This window comes from Rhizobacter sp. P3_C12, from assembly GCF_056402735.1.
This window is the reverse complement of the sequence record NZ_JBFUGW010000018.1, coordinates 20,383-43,369: the sequence shown is the minus strand read 5'-3', so window position 1 is coordinate 43,369 and position 22,987 is coordinate 20,383. Positions and strand designations below refer to the sequence as shown.

Genomic DNA, 22,987 nt, shown 5'->3' with positions numbered 1-22,987 from the left:
GACTTACCTCATATACCGGCGATAATGTCGCTGCGTCATACATCCAGCTTTTGCCTTCGTCATCGTGTGCACGCAGTGAAATCAAAACCCCTTCGCTCGGCGAATACCTAACATGTGTTCGGCGTCCCGCTGGGATCCAGAGAGAGCATTTGGGAGGCAGAGATTGCGTACCTTCTGATTCCAAAGGAAGCGGCTTGCCGTCCGAATGACTCTGTCGGTACACGTTAATATCGGCTGCCACGCCCATTGGGTTAAAAATGAGCTCACTTCGGTAGCCGCCGGCGATATATAGGCCCCCATACAGCGCTTTGCTCTCTGCGCTTACTGAATACAAATCATAGTCATCGAAATGAGCTAGAAGAACTTCGTCAAAGGAGCCGGATGGTGACTCTGACGAGTTCCGGCAAATAGCTTGGAGTGACTTGTTCAGCAGGCGTGACAACGCTCCACTCGAGAGTAAGCGAGTCAACTCTGTCCTTAGAATATCTTCTGTAGGCGGAAGAGTCATAGTGGGGCTTTCATCGGGGTTTCCTCGGCACGCGAATCCAGTGCATCACGTGCAGAGTAAGCATAAAGAAGGAATAGACCTGCGCTGACCGGCATCAACCATACTGCTACGTCGCGAACCCCGGGCCCAAGAAAGAGGAGGTAACCGGCAACCCCGGCCACCGCTAAGTTGATGAGACTCATGCCGCGGTGCAACGAAGCCCAAGTACGACGGTCGTCGCCGTGCTTGGATACCGCGATTTGGATCTTCGACTGTAGCGTGCTAGAGATAAATGTATGAAAGAAGCCGCAGAGTCCAACGCAAACTATCAGGGCCGGAGCGTCATGAAAGAGCACCAGTGCGAACAGCGACGCCAACAATCCCGTACCTAATCTGCCGATCGACTGTTCAAGAAGCCATGGCCAATGAACTCCCGCTGCCGACAGAAACCCTCCCAATCCCCACGCTCCAATCGCGAGACCAATTTCAAACTGAGTCAACTGACGAAGCTCGAAAACCGCAAACTCCAATGAATTAATGCAGGCTCCCGTCAGGATAAGGACGAGCCAACTCCATGTAAGTGTCCGTATGAGAGCTGGCACCGGGGACACTCCGGTAGAAATTGAATCTTGGGCAACTGTGAGCGTCTTCGCACCGTCTGTAGCTACGCCGTCTTGCTCTTCAGTCGTACCATAGAGTTGTCGGCAATAGATCAGTCCGAAAACAAGGATGACGGCAATTGCGGCGTCCAGAAGCAGGAGAACGCTGAGATTTGTATAACTTGCGACCACCCCGCCAAGTGGCGGCCCGACCGCAATCGCAGCTGCCATCAGTCCGTTGAGCCGAAGTCTCATTCCCTTTGCCGCCGCCGCTGGCACCCACTCCGAGATCAGCGATTGCATCGCAGGGCCCGAGTAGGTGCGTAACATGGCCGCTGCCAGGAAATAAGCAAAGATGCTAATTGTGCTGAGGTTGTTGCTCAGATAAACAAGGAGCAACGCTCTAGCGAAGTGTGTCGCAATAATCCCCGTCACCCTCGCCCTCCGCGGGAATATTCTGACAAACGTCATTGCCAGTAGTATCGCTGGTATCGTCTGGAAAACAATGGAATATGCGACACTTCCGCTACCACTCATCTTCATAAGAGAAACGGTTAGAGCAAAGTATGAAAGAAAGCTTCCTACTTGTCCGCCGATCGCCAGAGCATATATCGGCAAAAATGTAGGCGCCCCACTATGGTTGGGCTTGATCATTAGATATCTTCCTCAAAGAAAACTGCGTTTGTCAGCTGTGCATTAAGTGCGTTGAAATCCAAGTCGGCGAGTTCATTCTCAAAGTGTTCGCGAATATTCTGTAAAGCGTTGGCTGCAAAGGAAGCTGCCCCGCGCTCAGCGAGATACAAATGAACCAGCTTTCGCGCTCGCTGGTACTCTTCGTTGGATACTCCCTCGCGAATGAGATCCCGATAAATGGATCCTAAGCGCCCGCGCGGGCTTCTAAGCTCAGTCCCCGCACCCCGTGGAGCAACTGTTCCTATCATCTGGACGTGATCGTCAGCATGAGTAATTTCCGCATAGCGGTAGCAGAGCGGATCCAAGCCTCGAAGAGCGGAGAATATGCGCCCGCTTCGTGAATGGAGCACGGCCGAGAGAATCGAAATTGCGTGTACTCGATTAATGCCCCGGCGCGAGAAAGGAATGATTATTCCAGCTCCAAAGAATCGATATTCAGAGAGCTCACTTTCTCGGACTTGATTAGACCGGCTATACGAGTTAACAAAACTGCGTAGCGGGTCGGATTTCAGGTACGGTCCGAGGGCGCATCTAAACTCAAGAAGATGCCCCACGGCATATTCGGCAACGGGCAGAGGTGGCGCTGTGGTGACGACTGCAATCTGCTCGTCGTAGTGAGGCTGGCCGGAGGCCGCCTTCAGGCCCGGCGACGATACTCGCCGTCTTAGCGACCCTCTTACCGGTGAGGATCCTGAACTCGGCATCATCTTAGCCATGAAGCGCGCCATCGCGCGCGTCAACGGATCTCCTGCTGTCGCAGGAAAGGGGTGGTCCAAATCCTTCAGCGTGTCGATAGAAATCTTTGACTCGCACACCTCCCGTGCGTAGCTGAAAAGCATGTCGACGTCCGAAATTGAGATTTCACCCTCAACGCTGAGAAATACTCCGAAATAGCCGTCTAGCGTTGAGAAGGTGATTTCGGAATCTCTCCGGGGCACATCGTTGGCGCTTGAGGGCGGCCTAGAAAATTTGGGCGTTGATTCGTAGCTTGTGAGGTCATCCTCAGTTAATGCATGATATCGCCAGACAAAGCCGAGGTGCTGCCGGAGATCCGCGCTCGAGAGCCTCAAGATTGGAATGTCTGCGCGAGTCATTGCGCTATGCCGTGACAACAGAGATGGAACCAGCCGTTGTCGATAGTGATGTCTGGATGGCGTGCACGTTTTCCGCAGAGAGGTCGTTGACCCACTTGCGCCAAGTGCTAGAAATATCGCCTTGGAGAATGTCCTTCGGCCAAAATGAAAGAGGTGTCATCCAGGTTTCCGAAAAGAATGAGGACGAAGTAAAGCGCCGGGATAGTTCATTTTTTACGGCATATAGATCGGCAGCCTGCCAGTTGAATCCAAGTAACCATTGGATCAGAATACGTGCGAGCGACGAGCCACGCACACCAGGCATCCTCAAGCTGCACTCGGCGAACGATATACTTCGGATCTCGCAAAGGTTAATTTGCAGGCGCTGACGAACAATCATTGGGAAGCTCCGCTCAGCGACTAGCTGCGCGAGTTTCCAATACGTAGCGTAGGTAGCAAATCTCTCCTCCGATGGTAAAGCCCTGCAAGGAAATATCGCAATCACTTGCTCTTCTTCGGCAGGATGCATCGGAAGTGTGGATATCGGGTTGCTCACAATAGTGCTTGATGAGCGAATGTCTGGCAAGGCCCTTCCTCCAGTAGAGGTCGTGGGGTGCTCCAGAAAATACTTAGATAACGTATCGAAAATGGCTGTGAACGAAATTGGTCCGACATATATAAATCTCACTGTGGCGCCCACATGTGTCGTACGATGCAGGTCACGTAAAGCTTGGCTAGGAATTTCCTCCATCGAACTGCGGAGCCCACGGCTATGATGTGGCCGATCGCGTCCGAGTAGTCCAGCAATAAGGTGCGGCGAGCTTCGGCCGACGAATGTATCTTTTATATCTTCTATCTCGAGCGCCACCACCGCCTTCTCCGCAGCTATTGCTGTCTCAGAAAGTGCAGGATGGAAAATCGCCTGCAAAAAAAGAGGCAAAATCTGATCTGCTACGAAATCTACCGCTTTCAATTCGTAGATTAGATGATCCAGTCCAACGCGAGCGTCAAACACGGCTCCGTTTCTCTCGAAATTTTCGGAGAGATCGTTTCCTGCAGAGTCACGAAAAGCAAGATGCTCTAGCAAATGCAGGATTCCTGAGCACGCAGGTTCCTCATGTATGGTTCCAACTGGAAAGACGGCTCGCAAAAGACTGAAACTTCGCTCGGCCTGGATACAGGCTAGCTCAGCACCATTGGGAAGGGTATGCACTGCCAGTGGATTGCGACGTCGATTCATTTTGCGATGTTAAAGAAGAAGTGCTGCGTGAGACGTCCTGATTCGAAGCAATCCCCGAACTGACCCCAGGGGGCGTGATAATAGATGCTACCGCGAACGAGGAGCAACCTATTGAAAACGGCGGGAACGAGGCTCGAGAGTTGCCAAGCATCGGGGTTAAGAGTATCTCGTAGAAGGACCTCTCTATCGAATGCGGCCGCATCCTCATAGCCGAGCATCTGGGCTTCCGCATTCGTCGGAGGACCAGTTAATCCGGTCTCCTTATGAGTCAAGAATGCGGTTCCGCCCTCGATATTCTCAGGTCGCGACAAGTGCACTAAACCAGCCCAGTCTTCATGATCGGCATGGACTAATAGTCGTGGCCGATCGCTCTTTACCTCAAGTCGGAAATGGCCAAAGTTTGCCTCCTTGTGATCGTAGGTGATCGAGGATCCAACCAGCTTAGAAAATCTATCAACTACCCCCCTGGAGAACAGCGCCGTCCTTGATTGTGCGGCCGCAACATTCCCTGGTGCCCTATAATATTTCAGTGCTAAAGCAGCACTTCGAATTCGCTTGGGATCAGCAAAGAAATCATCAATGATGATGATCTCGGTTTCGCTTGGGCTCTGAAATGACATATGTCCGCAATCAGTTCTGTGCCAGCAGTTGGATGCGCCGCGACCAATGAGGATTGCGAGCAGAAATCGACTGTACGTTAGATAGGATGTCCCCATCGTAAGGCGACGCTGCCTGGCTTTCTATGCTGCAGCGAATCTGTTCGAGGCGATCCAATGCGCGCAGCGGATGATCGAAAGACAGTGCCGCGATTTCGGTGAGAAAAATCCAACGAAGAAATGGGCTATTAGTAAGAGCACTGAGTAGACCGGCGGTTATGTTCGAGCGCAACGACAATTCACTGAAGTCTGAAGCACACCGAATCTGCGGAAAGTTGAGCGCCGCCTTTTCATATAGTCGGAGCGCTCTTACTTCGAAGAGCTCTTGAATACTGGAGTAWAGTCGAGGAGAGGGAGATTGTGCAAGGAAGACGCGATGGTCAAATATGCGGGTGAATCGCCGAAAATCGCTGGCGCGGATGGCCAGCGCCTCGGCACAATATCGATCAGCTTCCGACAGATGTTCAAGCGAGTGGGGCTTACGCACATGTGCTTGAAGCGTGCCGGCGTAGATGAGAACATTTCTACGGTGTTTCAAGTACCATACTTCAGGAAAAACATTTCCGAGCGCTGCCATAGTGGCTGTTGAGATGGTCGGCGGGATCTCCGGGAACGCGTAGCTTGCAATGTCAAAGCAATTAATGGCCACGACACCCTTTGCCGCAAGGCGAGATCGCAAGAGTTCTATAAATGTGGGGTCCTGCAATAATTCATACGATGAGTGATCAGAGTATAGGTCCACATAGATGAATTCATACTTGCGCTCGGTGCTTTGCAAGAACTCCATAGCATCTGTTTGCACCTTTTCAATCGAAAAGAATATTTCGAAATCATCGTTGAGCGGGAGCGCTATCTCCTCTACGTCGACCAGCGTGACGTGGTGGACCTCCCGAAACAGGGAAAAAGGCAATAAGCAAGCCGCAAGCGACGCTCCAAGAACCAATATGCCATCCAATGATGGTGCCCGACCAAGCGCGCAAAAGAGGTCGTCCATTAGCGTACCCTGGAAAACACGACCAGGGGTAATCAACGCATGGTATCCGCCGTCTGATCGGTATGCAGCAAATTGATTTTCCACGCGGACCGCTTCCGAAGTTAAGGATTCTCTATGTCTAGCAGATCACGAGCGCCCTGGTCAAATCCGAATCTGACGAGGTGAAACTCACTGCGGCACAAATCAGAAAGTCGCGCACGGTTACCCTCGATGGCCGACTTATCCGAGTCTTGTATTCGTGTGCCAAGCTGAAGAAATCTATTGGCTTCCGACCACCACGAAATGTCGAGCGATGGTGYCCAACGCATCGGTGCTACTAAAGACATTATGGTGTGCTCGATTCTTGCGATACTCCTCAAGACTTCAGGTAGCTCGCGAATCGAAAGTGCATAGCGGGAAAGGAGTGCGCCGAGCGTGTCAACATCTAGTGATTTTGCCAGGCCGTACATTGCATCTACGACTCGTACCGCGTCCTTTTTTAGGGCAAGTGGTGGAGTGGAATCCGCATACCGTGCGAATAAGCTATTGAGCATTGAGGTAGACATTTGTAACGCGTCGTCCTCAATTATCTGAGCATTCGAAATCTGCGGCGAAGTGCGCCACCATTCGTCGAAAGCTTGCGACAATTGGAGATCGATATACAGGCGAAGCGTATTCTCCAGTCGCTTATCTGTGCCTTCTTTCCCCGGCATGCCAGAGTGCCAAGGCATGTTGGAAAGGCAGAGCATGCGAGAAGTGATGCTCGCAATCAAATAAAGACGCGGCCAGCATCTGAGTACTCTTGAGTCGACATACTCCGATGAGGCTTCTGCTTGGTCGGGTACTAGGGGCCGCCCGCTTGCAACAAGGCGGCCGATCAACCGTCGTACTCCACTCGTCAATAGGGGCAATTGCGCCTCAGTATCGTCCGAGACCTTCGGCGCCTCAAGCAGTTCTTGTACTCCTGCGATGTGCGAAATAAGTTTCTGTGCGTCGAGCCTCTTAATACTCGGGCCGCGGAGCGCGTCGAGGATTCGTTCTCGGCAGACAGGAGGGACTCCACACGCGTCCATGTCTTGGTCAAGAGTCCTCTGAACGCGAGTGGGATAGAATCTTTGGCGATGAAGATCAAGGACGGAACGCGCTTGCGCAGAAGTTAGGTCGCCTCTCTCCATTGCCTGTTCGAAGGCAAACCTCACGTCCACTAGAGCGTAGGAGAGACTTTTGTAGTTCAGTGCTCGCGGCCCGTGAACCAATGCAACCTCATCATCGGCCTCAATAACACCGTCTCGGTACCACTCGAAGACTTTTCCAACGCCGATCATGCCTTCGCTGTGGAGTTCAGCGGCTCGTAGCGCCCCCATGCTGGAGCAACCGTAGATGGAGATTCCTTTCGATATGGCAAGCAAAATCTCCTTGTGCCAAACGCTTGGTTCCGATCCAAATAAGCCGTCAATTATTGCTATATATTTTGGTCGCATTGAAATCGCGATCAATATATCTCCGCATCTGACGGGAGGCGCTAGCTGTACCCGGTCGAGACCAATCAAGTCGACTGCGACATCCATGCTGGGGCCGGCAAAGACGATTCCATTGATCATGAGTCATGCCTCATTCCTGGGATGAAGCATCGCACGACATAGAATGGGGGGGCAGCTCGATGCGCATATGCCACACAGGTGGGAAACCCCGAGTCTCTGAGCCGACTTAACAAAAATTCGATCGGATTGCTAAGCCATGACGCCAGAGTATTAGCGTCTGTGGGAGAAAACTCTCTTGTCGAAGAGGATTCAGTTCGCGATCTGGGAATAAAATAGTCCTCATGTAGATTGTCGTCCCGCGCGCCAGAAATCATTGTTAAGCGGCTCTGAGCGGCTTCAGTAATTGCACGCCCCACGGCGATCTCGGAAGATACATGCAATCCTCTGCCCGTGTAAGGTCGCGCTGGCATCAGGGGGTCGTTGGGATTCGTAATTTCGGCGACATAGCAAGGTAACCCCAGCGAAGCTTCCGCCAAGTGGAAGACTGTTAGCTCCATATTTGCGCCCTGTATGCGAGCGACAAGTTGGCGCGCATCGCTGCCAAGAGATGCCAAGGCGACGCCGGTGTCGGCTCGATATGAGGGCGACTGAGCTATCCAATAGCTGAACGCATGCCGCTCTATAAGCTCAAAGACACTATGGCTGAACGCCTCGGAGAAGTCGTTGCCAGAGGCGAGCCCGTTCGTCGTCACTTCGTAGTGCGCGGTTTCACTGTCCCAGCGTGTGGAATCCAGTGAGAGCATTAGCTCGGGAATAAGCACGGGTGTCCGGCTGTGCATCTCCAAGCCACGGTACCAAGACCGCAGGCTATCTGTGTTCCACACCACGTTCGTCCCGTTGAGCGGGTCCAATTCGGCCGGCGTAGCCATTGCGAGCCCTAGGCGCTGCACCTCATTCGCAGATGCAACTTGATCTGGTGTTGCCAAGTGCTCTGCATGATGGATCTCAATCGACTCGAGGAGTGCTGACACCTTGGCGGCTTCGAGCGAGGTACCCTTGCCCTGCGACACCGATAGGCTCTTCGCGCGGGGGCGCACTGCCAACGCAACTGCGATGCCGATGGAGTCAAGCCCGGTTACATCAGCTACCCGAGTCACACCGAAGGATGCGGCGAGCGGCAAGATGGCGCGCAGCGTCTCCTCGGGGGATTTCCGCCGAATGCAACTCCCATAGTTCACCCAACTGCCGCCAATGGACTCAGTGAGATCACGCTCACGAATGGTTTCAATACTCATACGGGCAACCAGCAATAGAGGTGGTGATTGAGTTCGACACTCGCTCGCACTCAACTCCGAACCGACTGCGTCCCACTTGGCATCGCGAGCGTGGGAGCGCTTCCAATTCTTAGTCGTGAAGCTGCACGATCAATACGCGTAAAAAAAGATGCAAGCGGGACAGCCTCAGGGCTGGACTCAATGCCTTGCCCAATTGGATGCCATCGGCCGACCCCAGCCCACTCGTATCCAGCCATCCAACATCGCAGAGACCATGTGGGCCTCTGCGATGGAAACATCCTCTACTTACGCAGCGATAGCTTGCTTATCGCTCTGCTCCGCCTCGACAGCGAAAAGCTGCTCCAGGTCGATCTCTTTCAGAAACTCCTCGCTGGCCTTCTCGCAAGACGCGAGAAGAACTCCTCGGTCAAGCAGGCCAATACCGGTCAGCATGTTGTTGCTTGAAGTGTGGGCGACAACGTCGATGATTTGCATCAATTTCTCCATGATGAACAACGTAGAAATGCGATGGCGGATCTGCCATTGCGAGAGGCATTTGACGTTGCCAATTGCTCAATGTCAAGCGCAATGCGAGCACTCTAGACACAATTGATGATGGCAATTCAGCAGGATGGCGGGCGATTGCGGCGGGCAATTCGAGGCCTGCCCCGGCAATGGGCATTTGATGATTAATTGCGTCAGGATATGTCAATGTGCTTCGCGGCAATTGACAACTGTCGCCGCAAGAACGGGTGACGTCTTGTGTCGTGGCCGCAGCCTTTTCATGCCGATAGCAGCGCGAGGGCATCGTTGATTGAGAACCAAGACATTGTTGCGAGCAAATTCGCGGCAAGTGCTTGCTAGAAGAGCCGACCAGCGGAGACAGGAGGGCCAGCTCTAACGTGAGCTACCACGAAAAGCTAGACACGTCGAACAAGGCCATAGTCGATCTGCTGTGGACAAGCCGCACAATCGCTCCGTGGTCCTCTAGGACTGAGCGCTGCCCAATCGCTTGAGGGTGGTCCCGACGAACTCTCTCCGCGGAACCGACACCGCAGGACGTTGAGAACGAGCGTCTCTTGGCCCAAAGAATCGCCCGTAAGCATAGTGCTGGATGCACGCCCGGATGACGCCAGACGATCGGCTCGGGGATCTACGTCGAGAGGGCAATACGAGGACGGTCATCGCCGCCAACGCAGTGGGGCCCAAACGATCGAATGCCTCGATTGTTGGGTCGGGCTTGAGCCCGCAATATGCCCTTGACAGCTGCCGAGTGCCCAATGAGGCAGGTCGCCTCGAGCCCGGCCAGCGCTCCACTAACGTGGCAGGCGGAATGCAATGTCCTGCTGGAAGGTTAGGCCACCCACGAGAGGCCGCTCCTTCGCCGCAAATTCGCGTGCTCGCTGTCGCGTCATTGCGTCTTGCACGCGAAGACAGCTCCGCCCCACTTGTACGTACTGAATCGTTCAAACCCGCTCCCAATGTTGGTTTGATGTTCTTACTTATGCGGATCAGTTTAGCTGAGAGCTGATCCGCGTCAATCACCGACTAAATTAGAGGGGCACTGCAACCCAATGCGTTGCCAAGGCTCTGTTGTCCGAGCTCTTCAGCGGTGTGGTGAGCAGAGTGAGGTCAGAGGCATTGGCCTTGCATAGCCAGCCATGCGGGACGTTCGGTTGGCACGTGGAACCGCTGTATCGAGAGCTCCTAGTGTGGCGCGGCAATCTGTTGCCTACCTATCTGAAGACGACCGCCAAGGAAGCCACGGCGCGAGAGACCTTGGCCGGATGTCCTATTGGACGAGGCAGTTCAGATGAAGGCTTGGGGTGAGCGTTGCGCTCGGCGATGTAAAAGTTGATCGCCAGCTCCTGTTCAGTCACGTTGGTGAAGMTGTCACGCCTGATTCGTCGTTCGAAGATGTGGYGAAGAACGGCTCGACCATGTTCAGCCACGACGTGCTGGTGGGCGTGAATTGCGTGAGGTGCGTATTGAAGCGACGCGGCTTGGCCAGGCTCGGCGCGTGCACAGTGACTCGGGGAGCACCGGCGTCGCCAAGCGAGAGGAGATCATCAAGATGCAGACTGACGGGCGCATCAGCGGTGACATCGCCTGGCTGATCGCGGCCAAGCGCAGAGCGATCGCCGCGATGACCAACGGCGTGCACGAGCGCCAGGCGGTGCTGCTGAGCACAAGAAAGCGCAGATCCGTGCCCGCGTAGCGCACCCTTTCCACATCGTGATGAATCTGTTTGGCCGCAAGAAGGTCGGCTGCGGCGGGCTGGCCAAGAACCGGGGGCTCATGTACAGCCTGTTCGCGCTGGCCAACCATCATGATGGCTAAGAGGCCGCTGTTGGGGTCTGCCGGGCTCTGTGCGCCCTGATGGTTGAGGACGAGCTCGTCACCCACTTGGAACCAGTGAAAGGTGACTCTCCGCGTCCACAACGGTGGCCGCCGAGATCTCGGCGGTGCTGCAAACCTGGCTGACGCTGCATCGGCAGAAAGTGCCCGCGGGGTCAGCGACAGCCAAGGCGATCGACTACAGCCTGGGACGGTGGACGGCGCTGACGTGCGACGGCACGCTGCCGGCGGACAACAACTGGGCAGAGAACCGCTTACGGCCGAGGCTGTGTGAAAACTCGCCGCGTTGAAGGTGGTCACCGAAATCGACCTCTCAGATCGCGCTGTATTCGACGATCGACCTTAAGGTAGGGGTGAGAAGACCCCCGAAATGCTTCGAGTCTCGAGTTTTCACACAGCCTCGGCCGATTGCGCTTGGGCGCAACGACTGGCCGTTCGCCGGGAGCCTGCGCCCGGGAAAGCGGGCTGCGGCCGCGATGAGCTTGGTCCTGCCGGCTCGGCTCAACGGGCGTGGGTTACCTGAAGGACGTTCTGGAACGCCTGCCGGCACCTTCCGCGCATCGGGTCGCAGACCTGTTGCCGCGTCGCTGGTCGGCGACCGCAGTGACCTGAGTTCGGTCGTGACGAGATTGCCGGACTCGTACATTTTTCTAACCGAACTCTGCGGTCAGTCGAACGTCGCCAACACGGCCAACCATCGAGATGAAATGCAGAGCCGTCTCTCAGCGGCACGATGCAAGCCTACAGAAGGCAATCTCCGGGAGTGCCGAGGCGGCGATCTCTGCACGTCGTGGCTTCCGACCCGGGACTCCACCTGCAGCGGGTGCATGATTCGCTTTAAGCCTCAACGTCCGCAAAAAATGGCACCAACTGTTTGCGACGGCTATCGTCAAATTGATGTCAATACGTACTGACTATACGGTGTGCTGTGACCACCTATCCGAACGTTGCGGACTCATGTCGACTGCCAGGAAGCCGGGCAGTGGAAGCGTGGGCGCTCGACGCGCGTCCTCGGGGCCTCTCAGCAAGCGACCAACTGTGCTGGCGCACGGTACGTCCGGAGAGGGGCTGGGGTGCCGCAAGGCGTCTAAGGGCGGTCGCACTGCCGCTACTTGATTGCCAGGTGGTTGAATGAACTGGGAGTCGGGACGGGTTACTCCGACTGCAGACGCACTACCGGCAGGCGGCTCAAGCCGTACGGGCTGCTCAAGCCGGCCACGCAAATGGCCCGCGCTACGTGCCTCGAACCGACGACTTGAGCGTGGCCGACATCCCCAATTGGATGCACAACTTGATGGTTCAGATAAGAACCCTGGAGCCCTTGCGGGCTGCCGGTTTTCAAGACCGGTGCAATCGACCACTCTGCCAAGCTTCCAGAAGGAGGCGCGCATTGTAGTCCGGCGACCGCGCTCACCCCGGCTGCTGCGCCTGCTCGCAGTCCACCTGGACCACCTCGGGAGGATCGCCCGCCGGCCCCAGCCGCACCGCGGTGAGCCGCCCGCCCCACACGCACCCGGTGTCCAGCGCCATCAGGTCCGGCCGAACCGTCAGCCCGAGCGTCGACCAGTGCCCGAACGCGATCGGCACCCCCGCCGTGCGGCGCCGTGGCGCATCGAACCACGCGAACAGCCCCGGCGGCGCGGCGTCGGCCGCCTCGGAGCTGGACATCTCCAGCGTGCCGTCGGCCGCCACGAAACGGATCCGCGTCAGCACGTTCACCGCGAAGCGCAGCCGGTCGGCGCCCTGCAGCCCCGCATCCCAGCGCGCCGGCTCGTTGCCGTACATCACCTGCAGGAAGCCCACGAGGTCGTCGCCGCGCAGCCGCTGCTCCACCTCGCCGGCCAGCGCCAGCGTCATCGCCAGGTCCCACTGCGGCACCACGCCGGCATGCACCATCAGCCAGCCATGCGCATGCACCGCCATCCGCTGCTGGCGCAGCCAGTCGATCAGCGCGCCGCGGTCCGGCGCGTCCAGGATCTCGCCCAGCGTGTCGCGTCGCCCCGGCTTGCGCACCCCGTGCGCCACCGCCAGCAGGTGCAGGTCGTGGTTGCCCAGCAGGCAGGTGGCCGACGACCCCAGCTGCTGCAGCCGCCGCAGCGTGCGCAGCGAGGCCGGGCCCCGGTTCACCAGGTCGCCCAGCAGGTACGCGTGGTCGCGCGAGGCGGAGAAGCCGATCTTCTCGAGCAGGCGCTCCAGCGGGTCGCAGCAGCCCTGCAGGTCACCGATCAGGTAGTTCATCGCCGCCATTCTGCCCGCCACCCCCGTCACGGCCCCGCCGGCGCCATCTGCTACCCTTGCGGCCTTCGTCGTTTTGCGCGTTCCGGGCCGGGTCCCGGCAGCGTGCTTCCATGGACATCGCGCTCCTCGCCTTCCTGATCATCCTCAACGGTCTGTTCGCCATGTCTGAAATGGCGCTCACCGCCAGCCGCAAGGCTCGCCTGCAGGTCATGGTGGAAACCGGCGACGAAGGCGCCCGCGCCGCGATGGACCTGCACGAGAACCCCACCAAGTTCCTGTCCACCGTGCAGATCGGCATCACCTCGATCGGTGTGCTCAACGGCATCGTCGGCGAGGCCGCCTTCTCCGAGCCGCTGGCCGGCTGGATCCATCTGACATTCAACATCCACGAGAAGGCCTCCGGCATCACCGCCACCGCCCTCGTGGTGATGTGCATCACCTTCCTCACGATCATCTTCGGCGAGCTGGTGCCCAAGCGGCTCGGGCAGATGTATCCCGAGAACGTGGCCCGCCTGGTCGCGCAACCGATGGAATGGCTGTCGATGGCGGCGCGCCCGTTCGTCAAGCTGCTGTCGTTCTGCACCGAGGGCACGCTGCGCCTGCTGGGCATCCGCGGCGGCCCGAGCCGTTCGGTGACCGAGGAGGAGATCGCCGCCAGCCTCGAGGAAGGCCTGGATGCCGGCGTGATCGAGGCGCAGGAGCACCAGATGGTGCGCAACGTGTTCCGCCTCGACGACCGGCAGGTCGGCTCGATGATGATCCCGCGCACCGAAATCACCTGGCTCGACGCGTCGGCCGACCTCGACGACGTGCTGAAGGTGATGGGCGACCAGGAGCACTCGCGCTATCCGGTGTGCCGCGGCAGCCTGAGCGACGTGGTCGGCGTGATCTCGGCGCAGACGCTGCTGCAGCAGATGCTGCAGGGCCGCCCGCTCGCGTTGACCGAGGGCCTGCAGGCGCCGGTGTTCGTGCCGGAGACGCTGTCGGGCATGGAGCTGCTCGAGCAGTTCCGCGCCTCGTCGGCCCAGCTCGTCTTCGTGGTCGACGAGTACGGCGAGGTGCAGGGCGTCATCACCGTGCGCGACGTGCTGGAGGCGATCACCGGCGAGTTCACGACGCCGGCCGACGGCGAAGCCTGGGCGGTGCAGCGCAACGACCAGAGCTGGCTGTTCGACGGCCTGATCCCGGTGCCCGAGCTGAAGGACCGGCTGTCGCTGAAGGAGCTGCCCGAGGAAGACCGCGGCCGCTACAACACGCTGGCCGGCATGATCATGTTGTTGTTGGGCCGGCTGCCCAAGACCGCCGACACGGTGGACTGGGAAGGCTGGCGTTTCGAGGTGGTCGACCTGGACGGCAAGCGTGTCGACAAGGTGATGGCCACTGCCTTGCCCCCTGGAGCTGAAGTTCAATGATCACTGCCCTCTACAAGAAGCCCGCGCTGCTCGACCGCACGCGCCATGCCGGCAAGCACGTGCTGCCGCTGGACGTGTCGGGAGTCGCCGGCATGAACGCGCTGTTCTGCACCTTCGGCGAGTTCGTCGAGGCCGGCAAGGACTACCCGATCCTGTTCGTCAACAGCGGCACCACCGCAGACGGCAGCCCGCAGCTCAACCCGGCCGTGCTGCTCGGGCTGACGGTGGGCGAGAACCTGTTCGTCGAGGGCACGCAGTGGGTCGGCCGCTACATCCCGGCCGCGCTGCGCTGCTATCCGCTCGGGCTCACGCGCTTCCCGCGCGCCGACGGCACCGGCGACGAACTCTCGGTGGTCATCGATGAAGGCTACCCGGGCCTCGTCGACGGGCCGCAGGGCACGCCGCTGCTCACCGCCGCCGGCGAGCCGACCGAGACGCTGAACAACGTGATGAAGCTGCTCGAGCTGTACGACCAGGAAGCGCAGCGCACCCCGCTGTTCTGCGAACGCCTGCGCGAGCTCGACCTGCTGAAGAGCATGCGCGCCGAAGGCACGCTGGACGACGGTGAGACCTTCTCGGTCGACGGCTTCCTCGTGGTCGACGAAGACAAGCTGCGCGCGCTGCCCGATGCCCAGGTGCTCGAGCTGTACCGCAACGGCATGCTGCCGCTGATCTACGCCCACCTGGCCTCGCTGACCTGCCTGCAGCGGCTGAGCGATCGCAAGATGCAGCGGAAGGCACAACACGCCCAAAAGGCGCAGGCGTCCGCCGCCTGACCGGAGCGCCGTGATGTCGACGGGGCAATCGGTTTTCGAAAGCTTCCTGTCGACGCCCGAGATGTCGGCGGTGTTCTCGCCGGCCTCGGTGCTGCAGGCGATGCTCGATTTCGAGGCGGCGCTCGCGCGCGCGCAGGCCGCCGAGGGCCTGGTGCCCGCCGCCGCCGCCCAGGCGATCGCCGGCGTCTGCAAGGCCGAGCTGTACGACCTGGGCGCCCTCGTCGACGCGAGCGGCCGCGCCGGCAGCCTGGCCATTCCGCTGGTCAAGGCGCTGACGCAGGCGGTCGGCCTGTTCGATGCCGACGCGGCCGGCTTCGTGCACTGGGGCAGCACCAGCCAGGACGTGATCGACACCGGCCTCGCGCTCACCACCCGCCGCGCACTCGCGCTGGTCGACCGCGACCTGGGCACGCTTGCCGCCGCGCTGCTCGCGCTGGCACGCCAGCACCGTGGCGTGCCGGTGCTGGCGCGCACGCTGATGCAGCCGGCGCAGGTGGTCAGCTTCGATTTCAAGCTGGTGGCGTGGATCGCGCCGCTGCTGCGCTGCCGGCAGCGCGTGCGCGCGGCCGGGCTGCAGGCGCTGCAGCTGCAGCTGGGGGGCGCGGTGGGCACGCTCTCGGTGATGGGAGAACGCGGCCCGGCCGTCGCGCACCGGGTGGCCGAAGCGCTCGGCCTGCGGCTGCCGCCCGGCCCGTGGCACACGCAGCGCGACGAGCTGGCCTCGCTGGCCGGCGAGCTGGGCGTGCTGGCCGGCGCGCTCGGCAAGATCGCGAAAGACATCTCGCTGATGGCGCAGGGCGAGCTCGGCGAGCTGGCCGAGCCGTCGGGTGCCGGCCGCGGCGGCTCGTCGACGATGCCGCACAAGCGCAACCCGGTGGCCGCGATGACGGCGCTGGCCGCCGCGCTGCGCACGCCGCACCGCGTGGCGGCGCTGCTGGCCGCGATGGTGCAGGAGCATGAGCGCGGCCTCGGCAACTGGCAGGCCGAGCTGGCCGAGACGGCGGGGCTGTACCTCGGCGTGCACGGCGCGCTGAAGGCGCTGGCCGATGCGGCGCCGGGCCTGCAGGTCGATGCCGCCCGGATGCGGCACAACATCGATGCGCAGCACGGGCTGGTGTTCGCCGAGGCGGTGGCGATGCAGCTGGCGCAGCAGCTCGGCAAGGCGCGCGCGCATGCGCTGCTCGAGGCCTGGTCGCACGAGGCGGTGGCTGCGCGGCGCCCGCTGCGCGAGGTGCTGCTGCAGGCGCTGTCGCAGGACGAAGCGCTGCGCGCGCAGCTCGGTGCCGACCAGGTCGACGCGCTGTTCGACGTCGAGCGCGCCGCGGAACACGCAAGCCGCGTCGCCGATCCGCAGCTGGCGAGCTGGCAGCAGCGCGCCGACGCGCTGGCGGCCGAGGCGCCGTGGTCGGCCTGGCTGCCGCACTGATCTCCTCCCATTCTCGAAACATCCTTGAAACACCCTCGAAAGAGAGCGCGATGCCGGAGCAACAGGACGATTTCGACCGCGGCGTGAAGAACCGCCGCGCGGTGCTGGGCGATGCGTGGGTCGACCAGTCGCTGGACAACACCTCCGCGTTCAACGCCGAGTTCCAGTCGCTGATCACGCGCTATGCGTGGCACGACATCTGGGGCCGCCCGGGCCTGGACACGACGACCCGCCGCCTGCTGGTGCTGGGGATGACGATGGGCCTCGCGCGCTGGGAGGAGTTCGAGCTGCATTGCCGGGCCGCGGTGCGCGGCGGCGTGCCGGTCGAGAAGATCCGCGAGACGCTGATGCAGGGCGCGATCTACTGCGGCGTGCCGGCCGCCAACACGGCCTTCAAGCTGACCACGCAGATCCTGCGCGACGAAGGGCTGCTGCCGCCGCCGGCGCCGCTCTCGGCCGGCGTGCGCACGTCGAGCCACCACACCTTCAGCCGGCCGCAGCTGAAGCTCGCGCTGCAGGGCGAGGGCCCGCCGGTGGTGCTCAGCCATGCGCTGGGCCTGGAGCTCGGCATGTGGGACGCACTGGCCGCCGCGCTCGCGCCGCGCCACGAGGTGCTGCGCTACGACCACCGCGGCCACGGCGGCTCGGCCGTGCCGGCCGGCCCGTACCGCATGGACGAGCTGGTCGACGATGCGGCCCGCGTGATCCGCGAGTGGGGTGCCGGCCCGGTGGCCTGGGTCGGGCTCTCGCTCGGCGGCATGGTGGGCCAGGGCCTCGCGATCCGCCATCCGGAGCTGGTGCGCTCGCTGGTGCTCGCCAACACCACCGCGCACTACCCCGAGGCGGCGCAGGCGGCCTGGGCGCAGCGCATCGCGGCCGTCGAGCAGGGCGGGCTGCAGGCGATTGCCGACATGGTGATGGAGCGCTACTTCCACGCCGGCTTCCGCAGCGGCCGGCCGGAGGCGCTGGCGGCATTCCGGGCGGCGCTGCTGCGCACCTCGGCCGTCGGCTATGCGGCGACCTGCCACGCGGTGCGCGAGGTCGACTGGCTCGAGCGCCTGCCGCAGGTGCGCTGCCCGACGCTCGTGATCGCCGGCGCGCTGGATGTGGGGGCGCCGGTCGCGATGTCGCAGGCCATCGCCGAGCGCATTCCCGGCGCGCGGCTCGAGGTGCTGGCCGAGGCCTCGCACCTGAGCGTGGCCGAGCAGCCGCAGGAGTTCGCGGCGCTCGTCGAGGGCTTCCTCAGCGCGACGGCGTGAGGAAGCGGTTGCTCAGCAGCGGCCGGCCACGCACCGCGGCGCCGCGGCCGGTCGCGGCCCGCAGGGCTTGCGCGGATTCCTGCGACGCGGAGACGACCGGGCAGGCGCCGGTCGCGCGGTAGGCGAGCGCCGCCTTCAGCAGGCCCTCGTCCGGGCTGCCGAGCGGCTGCGTGAAGTCGTCGGACGCGACGCAGCCGGCGATGCCGGTGGCACCGCTGCCGTTCGGCACGAAACCGTCGGCATAGTCGCCGAAGCCCTTCGCGTTGATGCCCTGGAACTCGATCGGGAAGTACGAGATGCCGCAGTTGTCCTGCGCCGCGAAGCCATAGGGCTTGCCGCAGGTGCCGCCGCCGATCAGCCGCACGTCGACATCGACGCCGCGCAGGCCGTTGATCACCGCTTCGCTGGCCGAGCAGGTCTCGGAGGTGGCGAGCACGTAGACGCGCGGCAGGTCGAGCGTCGGCAGCGCTGCGTTGGTGGTGCTGGTGGCCTGGAACCCGAACGGCGCCTGCGCGTTGTCGGAGGTGCGCTTCGCGTTGTAGTTGAGCTTCTCGAACACCTTGCCGCCGGTGCGCGTCGGCCCGGCGATCATGTAGGCCAGCTCGCTCGCGATGTACAGGTAGCCGCCGCCGTTGTAGCGCAGGTCGAGCACCAGGTCGGTGACGCCCTGCGACTTCAGCGACGAGACGGCCTCGATCAGCTGCGCCTCGGCCGGCGCGACGTGCGAGGTGAAGACGATGGTGCCGACCTTGCCGGTGGCCGTCGGGACCACGCTGTAGTTCAGCACCGGCTTGGTGGTGACGGCCACGGTCGTCAGCGAGACGCTCACCAGGCCCGTGCCTGCCCGGTTGAGCACGTAGGTGTGCGTGCCGCCGGTGTCGCTGGCGAACATCGCGGCATTGAGCACGCCGACGCCGGCCGCCGTCTCATCGTCGGCCGACACGCCGTCGACCGTCACCAGCGTGTCGCCGCGCAGCACGCCCTTGGTGGCCGCCTCGGTGCCCGGGGTCACGTACGACACGCGCAGCCCGCGCGGGGCCCGCGGCGACAGCATGCGCCAGTTGACGCCGGTGCCGGCCTCGACGCCGGACTCGAACAGCGCGTCGGACRTGGAGGTCGGCAGGATGAAGCTGAACTGGTCCTTGCGAACGCCGCTGGCGGTGAGCCGGATCGTCTTCAGGGCCTCGAAATAGTTGTCGAGCGAGCCGTAGACGTCGGACGTGTTGCTGTACTGCGCCTGGCCGGCGGTGATGTTGGGGACTTCGTCGTACCAGAGGTAGGCGTCGTTCAGGTAGGCGCGCACCCACTGCTTCTCGATGTCGAGGCTGCCGCTGTGGGTCGAGGCCAGGGAGTTGGTCGGGGCGCATTGCTGCGCGTACTGCGACGAGGACGCGAGGCGGTTGCTGGAATCGCCATCCGATCCACCGCCGCAGGCGGTGAGGGCGGCTGCTGCGACGAGCAGGCTGACCCAGGTGGCGCGCACGCGTTGACCGGCGTGCCGTTGGCTTGGAACTCCCATTTCCTCGCTCCCGATTCATTGGTTGAACGCCGACTATACCRGTGCATCCGGAGGGCCGGCGCCGCCGAGCTGGCGCGACAGCTGCGCGGCGCAGCCCTTCAGCGCGAGCGCGACCGGGCCGGTGGGCTGCACGTCGAAAGTGGCGTTCGGGCCGATCGCCGCCAGGCTCAGCACCAGCTCGCCGTGCAGGTCGAACACCGGCGCCGCCATCGCACTGACGCCGGGCACCGTGCCGTCGACGACGCGGCTCAGGCCCTCGGCGCGGATGGCCGCCAGCTGCTCGCTGAAGGCGGCGTCCAGCGTGCGCCGGCCGCCGTGCGGCTGCTGCGCCAGCAGCTCGCGCAGGCGGGCCGGCGGCAGGTGCGCGGCGAACAGCAGGCCCGACGCCGTGCCGCGCATCGACATCACGGTGCCGTGGCGCATGTTGACGTGCACCGCGGACGGTGCCTCTTCGACGCGCACGATGGTCGGCCCGCGGTTGCCCCACACCGCGATCGCGACGGTGTGGCCGACCTGCGCCGCGAGCGCCGGCAGCAGCGGCGTGGCCAGGCGCAGCGGATCGAACTGCTGCAGGCTGATCAGGCCGAGCTCCATCGCGAGCGGACCGAGCCCGTAGCGGCCCGACGCGGCATCCTGCGCGATCAAGCCGAGCTTGCCGAAGCTCACGAGATAGGGGTGGGCCTTGGCCGGCGCCATGCCGGCTTCGCGCGCCAGGTCCTTCAAGGCCATCGGCCGGCCGTGGTGGGCGAGCGCACGCAGCAGCTGGCCGCCGACCTCGATGCTCTGGATGCCACGAGGGGTGCTGGGAGTCATCCTGGAATTCGTGTATGTAGAATTGATTAGACAGTAACGAATCTGCTGTCGAAAATCAAGGAGACCCGCCATGGCTTCACCTGAACCCCTGCGCTACCAGAGCGGCTTCGGCAACCAGTTCGCGAGCGAGGCGGTGCCCGGCGTGCTGCCGCTCGGCCGCAACAGCCCGCAGAAGGCGGCGCACGGCCTGTATGCCGAGCTGCTGAGCGGCAGTGCCTTCACTGCGCCGCGCGCCGAGAACCGGCGCACCTGGATGTACCGGCGCCAGCCGTCGGTGGTGGTCGGCGGCTACGCGCCGTATGCGCAGCCGTGGTGGAAGAGCGGCGCGGCCGACGGCGTGGCGGCGCCGCCCGACCCGCTGCGCTGGGCGCCGACCGCGGTGCCCGAGGCCGCGGCCGAGCCGCTGGACTTCGTCGACGGGCTGCGCAGCATCGTCGTCAACGGCGATGTCGATGCGCAGGTCGGCATGGCCGCGCACATCGCGTTCATCAACCGCTCGATGACGCAGCGCGCCTTCGTCAATGCCGATGGCGAGATGCTGCTGGTGCCACAGCAGGGCACGCTGATGATCACCACCGAGCTCGGCCTGCTGCAGGTGGCGCCCGGCGAGATCGCGCTGCTGCCGCGCGGCCTGGCGTTCAAGGTGGCGGTCGACGGGCCGTCGCGGGTCTACGTCTGCGAGAACCACGGCGCGCATTTCCGCTTGCCGGAGCTGGGGCCGATCGGCAGCAACGGCCTCGCGAACCCGCGCGACTTCCAGGCGCCGGTCGCGGCCTTCGAGCCCGACGCGGCACCGCACGAGCTGATCAAGAAATACGGCGGCCGGCTGTGGTCGGCACGCTGCGCGGCCTCGCCGTTCAACGTGGTCGGCTGGCACGGCAACCTCGCGCCGCTGAAGTACGACACGGCGGACTTCATGGCGATCGGCTCGATCAGCTTCGACCACCCGGACCCATCGATCTTCACGGTGCTCACGTCGCCGAGCGACACGCCGGGCACGGCCAATTGCGACTTCGTGATCTTCCCGCCGCGCTGGCTGGTGGCCGAGGACACGTTCCGCCCGCCCTGGTACCACCGCAACCTGATGAGCGAGTTCATGGGCCTGGTGCACGGCCAGTACGACGCGAAGCCCGAAGGCTTCCGCCCTGGCGGTGCCAGCCTGCACAACTGCATGGTGCCGCACGRGCCGGATGCCGATGCGTTCGAGCGCGCCTCGAATGCGCCGCTCGCGCCGCACAAGCTCGACAACACGCTGGCCTTCATGTTCGAGAGCCGCTACCGTTTCCGGCCCACCGACTGGGCGATGAACGGCGGCGCGCTCGATGCCGCGTATGCCGATTGCTGGCGCARCCTGAAGGATGGATTCCAATGAGCGACGCTCTCGACGACACGAACGACGCGGGGCTGCGCAGCTGGGTCGCCTCGGCGCAGGATCCGCTGACCGACTTTCCGCTGCAGAACCTGCCGCTCGGGCGCTTTCGACGGCAGGGCAGCGACGAGCCCTGGCGGGGCGGCGTGGCGATCGGCGACATGGTGCTCGACCTGCGCCTTGCGCACGAGCTGTGCCCGTGGTCGCCCGAGGTGTCTCGGGTGATGGAGCCGCTGGCGCGCGGCGATCTCAACGCCTTCATCGCGCTGGGGGCCGCGGCACGCCGCACGCTGCGCGCCGCGTTGTCGAATGCATTGCGCGAAGGCTCCGACGACGAGCCGTGGCTGCAATCCTGCCTGGTGCCGCAGGCCCAGGCCGCGATGGCGCTGCCTTGCAAGGTCGGCGACTACACCGATTTCTACACCGGCATCCACCACGCGACGACCGTCGGAAAACTGTTCCGCCCGGAGCAGCCGCTGCTGCCGAACTACGAGTGGGTGCCGATCGGCTACCACGGCCGCAGCTCGTCGCTGCAGGTCAGCGGGCAGGCCTTCCATCGCCCGCGCGGGCAGTACAGGACAGACGCCGCGGCACCGGTGTTCGGGCCTTGCCAGCGGCTCGACTACGAGCTGGAGCTCGGCGCGATCATCGGCCCCGGCAACGCGCTCGGCGAGCCGATCCCGATGGCGCGGGCCGAGGACCACCTGGCGGGGCTGGTGCTGCTGAACGACTGGTCGGCGCGCGACGTTCAGGCCTGGGAGTACCAGCCGCTCGGGCCCTTCCTCGGGAAGAGCTTCGCGACCACGCTGTCGCCGTGGATCGTCACGATGGAGGCGCTGCAGCCGTTTCGCCGGCCGTTCGAGCGGGCGGCCGACCGGCCGCAGCCGCTGCCGCACCTCGACGGCGAGGCCAACCGCGCGCAGGGCGCGATCGACATCGTGCTGGAGGTGTGGCTGCAGACGCCGGCGATGAGCGCGCGCGGCGATGCGGCGGTGCGGCTGATGCAGTCGAACTTCCGCGACGCGTACTGGACGCTCGCGCAGCTGGTGGCGCACCACAGCAGCAACGGCTGCAACCTGCGCCCGGGCGACCTGCTGGGCAGCGGCACGCAATCGGGGCCGTTGCCGGAGCAGGGCGGCTCGCTGCTGGAGCTGACGCAGGGCGGCAAGCTGCCGATCACGCTGCCGAACGGCGAGACGCGGCGCTTCCTGCAGGATGGCGACAGCGTCGCGCTGCGGGCGTTCTGCGAGCGCGACGGGCAGCGGCGCATCGGCTTCGGCACGTGCGTGGCCGAGGTGCTGGCGGCGCGGTCTTAACCCTCGCTTCACCAACCCCTAATCG

General features: G+C 62.5%; 19 protein-coding genes and 2 pseudogenes. 9 read left to right on the top strand and 12 right to left on the bottom strand.

Translation table 11 applies throughout. The features are described 5' to 3' along the window. The 9 genes from AC1DXV_RS05415 to AC1DXV_RS05375 all read right to left on the bottom strand — a co-directional run. Positions 1 to 442 (bottom strand): hypothetical protein (locus AC1DXV_RS05415; RefSeq protein WP_477932770.1); only part of this gene is annotated, 442 nt, incomplete at its 3' end. 62 nt (positions 443 to 504) lie between these two features. Then, on the bottom strand, positions 505 to 1,740 hold the full coding sequence (locus AC1DXV_RS05410) for an MFS transporter (RefSeq protein WP_477932768.1): 1,236 nt from the start codon (positions 1,738 to 1,740) through the stop codon (positions 505 to 507). Beyond that, positions 1,740 to 2,618 carry a hypothetical protein gene (locus tag AC1DXV_RS05405; protein ID WP_477932766.1) on the bottom strand — a complete coding sequence of 293 codons (879 nt, stop codon included), beginning with the start codon at positions 2,616 to 2,618 and terminating at the stop codon, positions 1,740 to 1,742. The genes AC1DXV_RS05410 and AC1DXV_RS05405 overlap by 1 nt, the downstream gene beginning before the upstream one ends. A 259-nt stretch (positions 2,619 to 2,877) precedes the next feature. Next, positions 2,878 to 4,092 carry a M16 family metallopeptidase gene (locus AC1DXV_RS05400; RefSeq protein WP_477932764.1) on the bottom strand — a complete coding sequence of 405 codons (1,215 nt, stop codon included), beginning with the start codon at positions 4,090 to 4,092 and terminating at the stop codon, positions 2,878 to 2,880. Then, positions 4,089 to 4,712: a DUF6445 family protein gene (locus AC1DXV_RS05395; RefSeq protein WP_477873807.1), complete on the bottom strand. Its 624-nt coding sequence runs from the start codon at positions 4,710 to 4,712 to the stop codon at positions 4,089 to 4,091. Before AC1DXV_RS05395 ends, AC1DXV_RS05400 begins: the two co-directional genes overlap by 4 nt. Positions 4,713 to 4,722: 10 nt before the next feature. Then, complete coding sequence (locus AC1DXV_RS05390; protein ID WP_477932762.1) at positions 4,723 to 5,826, bottom strand: spermidine synthase; 1,104 nt, start codon at positions 5,824 to 5,826, stop codon at positions 4,723 to 4,725. Between the two features lie 17 nt (positions 5,827 to 5,843). Further along, positions 5,844 to 7,322, bottom strand: coding sequence for a TfuA-like protein (locus AC1DXV_RS05385; RefSeq protein ID WP_477932760.1), 1,479 nt, complete (start codon positions 7,320 to 7,322; stop codon positions 5,844 to 5,846). Continuing rightward, positions 7,319 to 8,497, bottom strand: coding sequence for a YcaO-like family protein (locus AC1DXV_RS05380; RefSeq protein WP_477868442.1), 1,179 nt, complete (start codon positions 8,495 to 8,497; stop codon positions 7,319 to 7,321). The genes AC1DXV_RS05385 and AC1DXV_RS05380 overlap by 4 nt, the downstream gene beginning before the upstream one ends. Positions 8,498 to 8,782: 285 nt before the next feature. Further along, on the bottom strand, positions 8,783 to 8,971 hold the full coding sequence (locus AC1DXV_RS05375; protein ID WP_477868440.1) for a hypothetical protein: 189 nt from the start codon (positions 8,969 to 8,971) through the stop codon (positions 8,783 to 8,785). 1,477 nt (positions 8,972 to 10,448) lie between these two features. On the opposite strand from AC1DXV_RS05375, the gene AC1DXV_RS05370 reads away from it, so the two are divergent. From AC1DXV_RS05370 to AC1DXV_RS05360, 3 genes and pseudogenes are all read left to right on the top strand, one after another. Next, on the top strand, positions 10,449 to 10,694 hold the full coding sequence (locus AC1DXV_RS05370; RefSeq protein WP_477868438.1) for a hypothetical protein: 246 nt from the start codon (positions 10,449 to 10,451) through the stop codon (positions 10,692 to 10,694). A gap of 229 nt (positions 10,695 to 10,923) precedes the next feature. Continuing rightward, positions 10,924 to 11,097, top strand: a pseudogene (locus tag AC1DXV_RS05365) (IS66 family transposase); the annotation flags it as partial. Between the two features lie 147 nt (positions 11,098 to 11,244). Next, positions 11,245 to 11,446, top strand: a pseudogene (locus tag AC1DXV_RS05360) (IS66 family transposase); the annotation flags it as partial. A 798-nt stretch (positions 11,447 to 12,244) separates the two neighbouring features. Here AC1DXV_RS05360 and AC1DXV_RS05355 read toward each other — a convergent pair. After that, on the bottom strand, positions 12,245 to 13,072 hold the full coding sequence (locus AC1DXV_RS05355) for a symmetrical bis(5'-nucleosyl)-tetraphosphatase (RefSeq protein WP_477932758.1): 828 nt from the start codon (positions 13,070 to 13,072) through the stop codon (positions 12,245 to 12,247). A 110-nt stretch (positions 13,073 to 13,182) separates the two neighbouring features. Here AC1DXV_RS05355 and AC1DXV_RS05350 point away from each other — a divergent pair, with 110 nt between their 5' ends. Genes AC1DXV_RS05350 through pcaCD form a run of 4 tightly spaced genes read left to right on the top strand, consistent with a single transcriptional unit; the run spans position 13,183 to position 17,945 of the window. After that, on the top strand, positions 13,183 to 14,484 hold the full coding sequence (locus AC1DXV_RS05350; RefSeq protein WP_477867246.1) for a hemolysin family protein: 1,302 nt from the start codon (positions 13,183 to 13,185) through the stop codon (positions 14,482 to 14,484). Further along, positions 14,481 to 15,260, top strand: a complete 780-nt coding sequence (locus AC1DXV_RS05345) for a SapC family protein (protein WP_477867244.1) — start codon at positions 14,481 to 14,483, stop codon at positions 15,258 to 15,260. The genes AC1DXV_RS05350 and AC1DXV_RS05345 overlap by 4 nt, the downstream gene beginning before the upstream one ends. A gap of 13 nt (positions 15,261 to 15,273) precedes the next feature. Further along, entirely contained in the window at positions 15,274 to 16,686 is a 1,413-nt protein-coding gene (gene pcaB / locus AC1DXV_RS05340; RefSeq protein WP_477867242.1) for a 3-carboxy-cis,cis-muconate cycloisomerase, read from the top strand. Positions 16,687 to 16,736: 50 nt separating this feature from the next. After that, on the top strand, positions 16,737 to 17,945 hold the full coding sequence (gene pcaCD / locus AC1DXV_RS05335) for a bifunctional 4-carboxymuconolactone decarboxylase/3-oxoadipate enol-lactonase PcaCD (protein WP_477867240.1): 1,209 nt from the start codon (positions 16,737 to 16,739) through the stop codon (positions 17,943 to 17,945). On the opposite strand, the gene AC1DXV_RS05330 is transcribed toward pcaCD, so the two are convergent. Both AC1DXV_RS05330 and AC1DXV_RS05325 read right to left on the bottom strand, forming a co-directional pair. Then, positions 17,929 to 19,464 (bottom strand): S41 family peptidase, encoded by a 1,536-nt coding sequence (locus AC1DXV_RS05330; protein WP_477932756.1) that lies wholly within the window; start codon positions 19,462 to 19,464, stop codon positions 17,929 to 17,931. The genes pcaCD and AC1DXV_RS05330 overlap by 17 nt on opposite strands. Positions 19,465 to 19,497: 33 nt before the next feature. Further along, positions 19,498 to 20,277: an IclR family transcriptional regulator gene (locus AC1DXV_RS05325; RefSeq protein ID WP_477932754.1), complete on the bottom strand. Its 780-nt coding sequence runs from the start codon at positions 20,275 to 20,277 to the stop codon at positions 19,498 to 19,500. Positions 20,278 to 20,347: 70 nt separating this feature from the next. Between AC1DXV_RS05325 and hmgA the strand changes: the two genes are divergently transcribed. Together hmgA and fahA are read left to right on the top strand one after the other, a co-directional pair. After that, complete coding sequence (gene hmgA, locus AC1DXV_RS05320) at positions 20,348 to 21,649, top strand: homogentisate 1,2-dioxygenase (protein ID WP_477932752.1); 1,302 nt, start codon at positions 20,348 to 20,350, stop codon at positions 21,647 to 21,649. Further along, positions 21,646 to 22,962, top strand: coding sequence for a fumarylacetoacetase (gene fahA, locus AC1DXV_RS05315; protein ID WP_477932750.1), 1,317 nt, complete (start codon positions 21,646 to 21,648; stop codon positions 22,960 to 22,962). Before hmgA ends, fahA begins: the two co-directional genes overlap by 4 nt. Positions 22,963 to 22,987: the final 25 nt, after the last annotated feature.

Coding starts and splice junctions, on each gene's coding strand:
- AC1DXV_RS05410 (WP_477932768.1), bottom strand. CDS start 1,740: ATGATCAAGCCCAACCATAGTGGGGCGCCTACATTTTTGCCGATATAT.
- AC1DXV_RS05405 (WP_477932766.1), bottom strand. CDS start 2,618: ATGCTTTTCAGCTACGCACGGGAGGTGTGCGAGTCAAAGATTTCTATC.
- AC1DXV_RS05400 (WP_477932764.1), bottom strand. CDS start 4,092: ATGAATCGACGTCGCAATCCACTGGCAGTGCATACCCTTCCCAATGGT.
- AC1DXV_RS05395 (WP_477873807.1), bottom strand. CDS start 4,712: ATGTCATTTCAGAGCCCAAGCGAAACCGAGATCATCATCATTGATGAT.
- AC1DXV_RS05380 (WP_477868442.1), bottom strand. CDS start 8,497: ATGAGTATTGAAACCATTCGTGAGCGTGATCTCACTGAGTCCATTGGC.
- AC1DXV_RS05375 (WP_477868440.1), bottom strand. CDS start 8,971: ATGCAAATCATCGACGTTGTCGCCCACACTTCAAGCAACAACATGCTG.
- AC1DXV_RS05355 (WP_477932758.1), bottom strand. CDS start 13,072: ATGAACTACCTGATCGGTGACCTGCAGGGCTGCTGCGACCCGCTGGAG.
- AC1DXV_RS05350 (WP_477867246.1), top strand. CDS start 13,183: ATGGACATCGCGCTCCTCGCCTTCCTGATCATCCTCAACGGTCTGTTC.
- AC1DXV_RS05345 (WP_477867244.1), top strand. CDS start 14,481: ATGATCACTGCCCTCTACAAGAAGCCCGCGCTGCTCGACCGCACGCGC.
- pcaB (WP_477867242.1), top strand. CDS start 15,274: ATGTCGACGGGGCAATCGGTTTTCGAAAGCTTCCTGTCGACGCCCGAG.
- pcaCD (WP_477867240.1), top strand. CDS start 16,737: ATGCCGGAGCAACAGGACGATTTCGACCGCGGCGTGAAGAACCGCCGC.
- fahA (WP_477932750.1), top strand. CDS start 21,646: ATGAGCGACGCTCTCGACGACACGAACGACGCGGGGCTGCGCAGCTGG.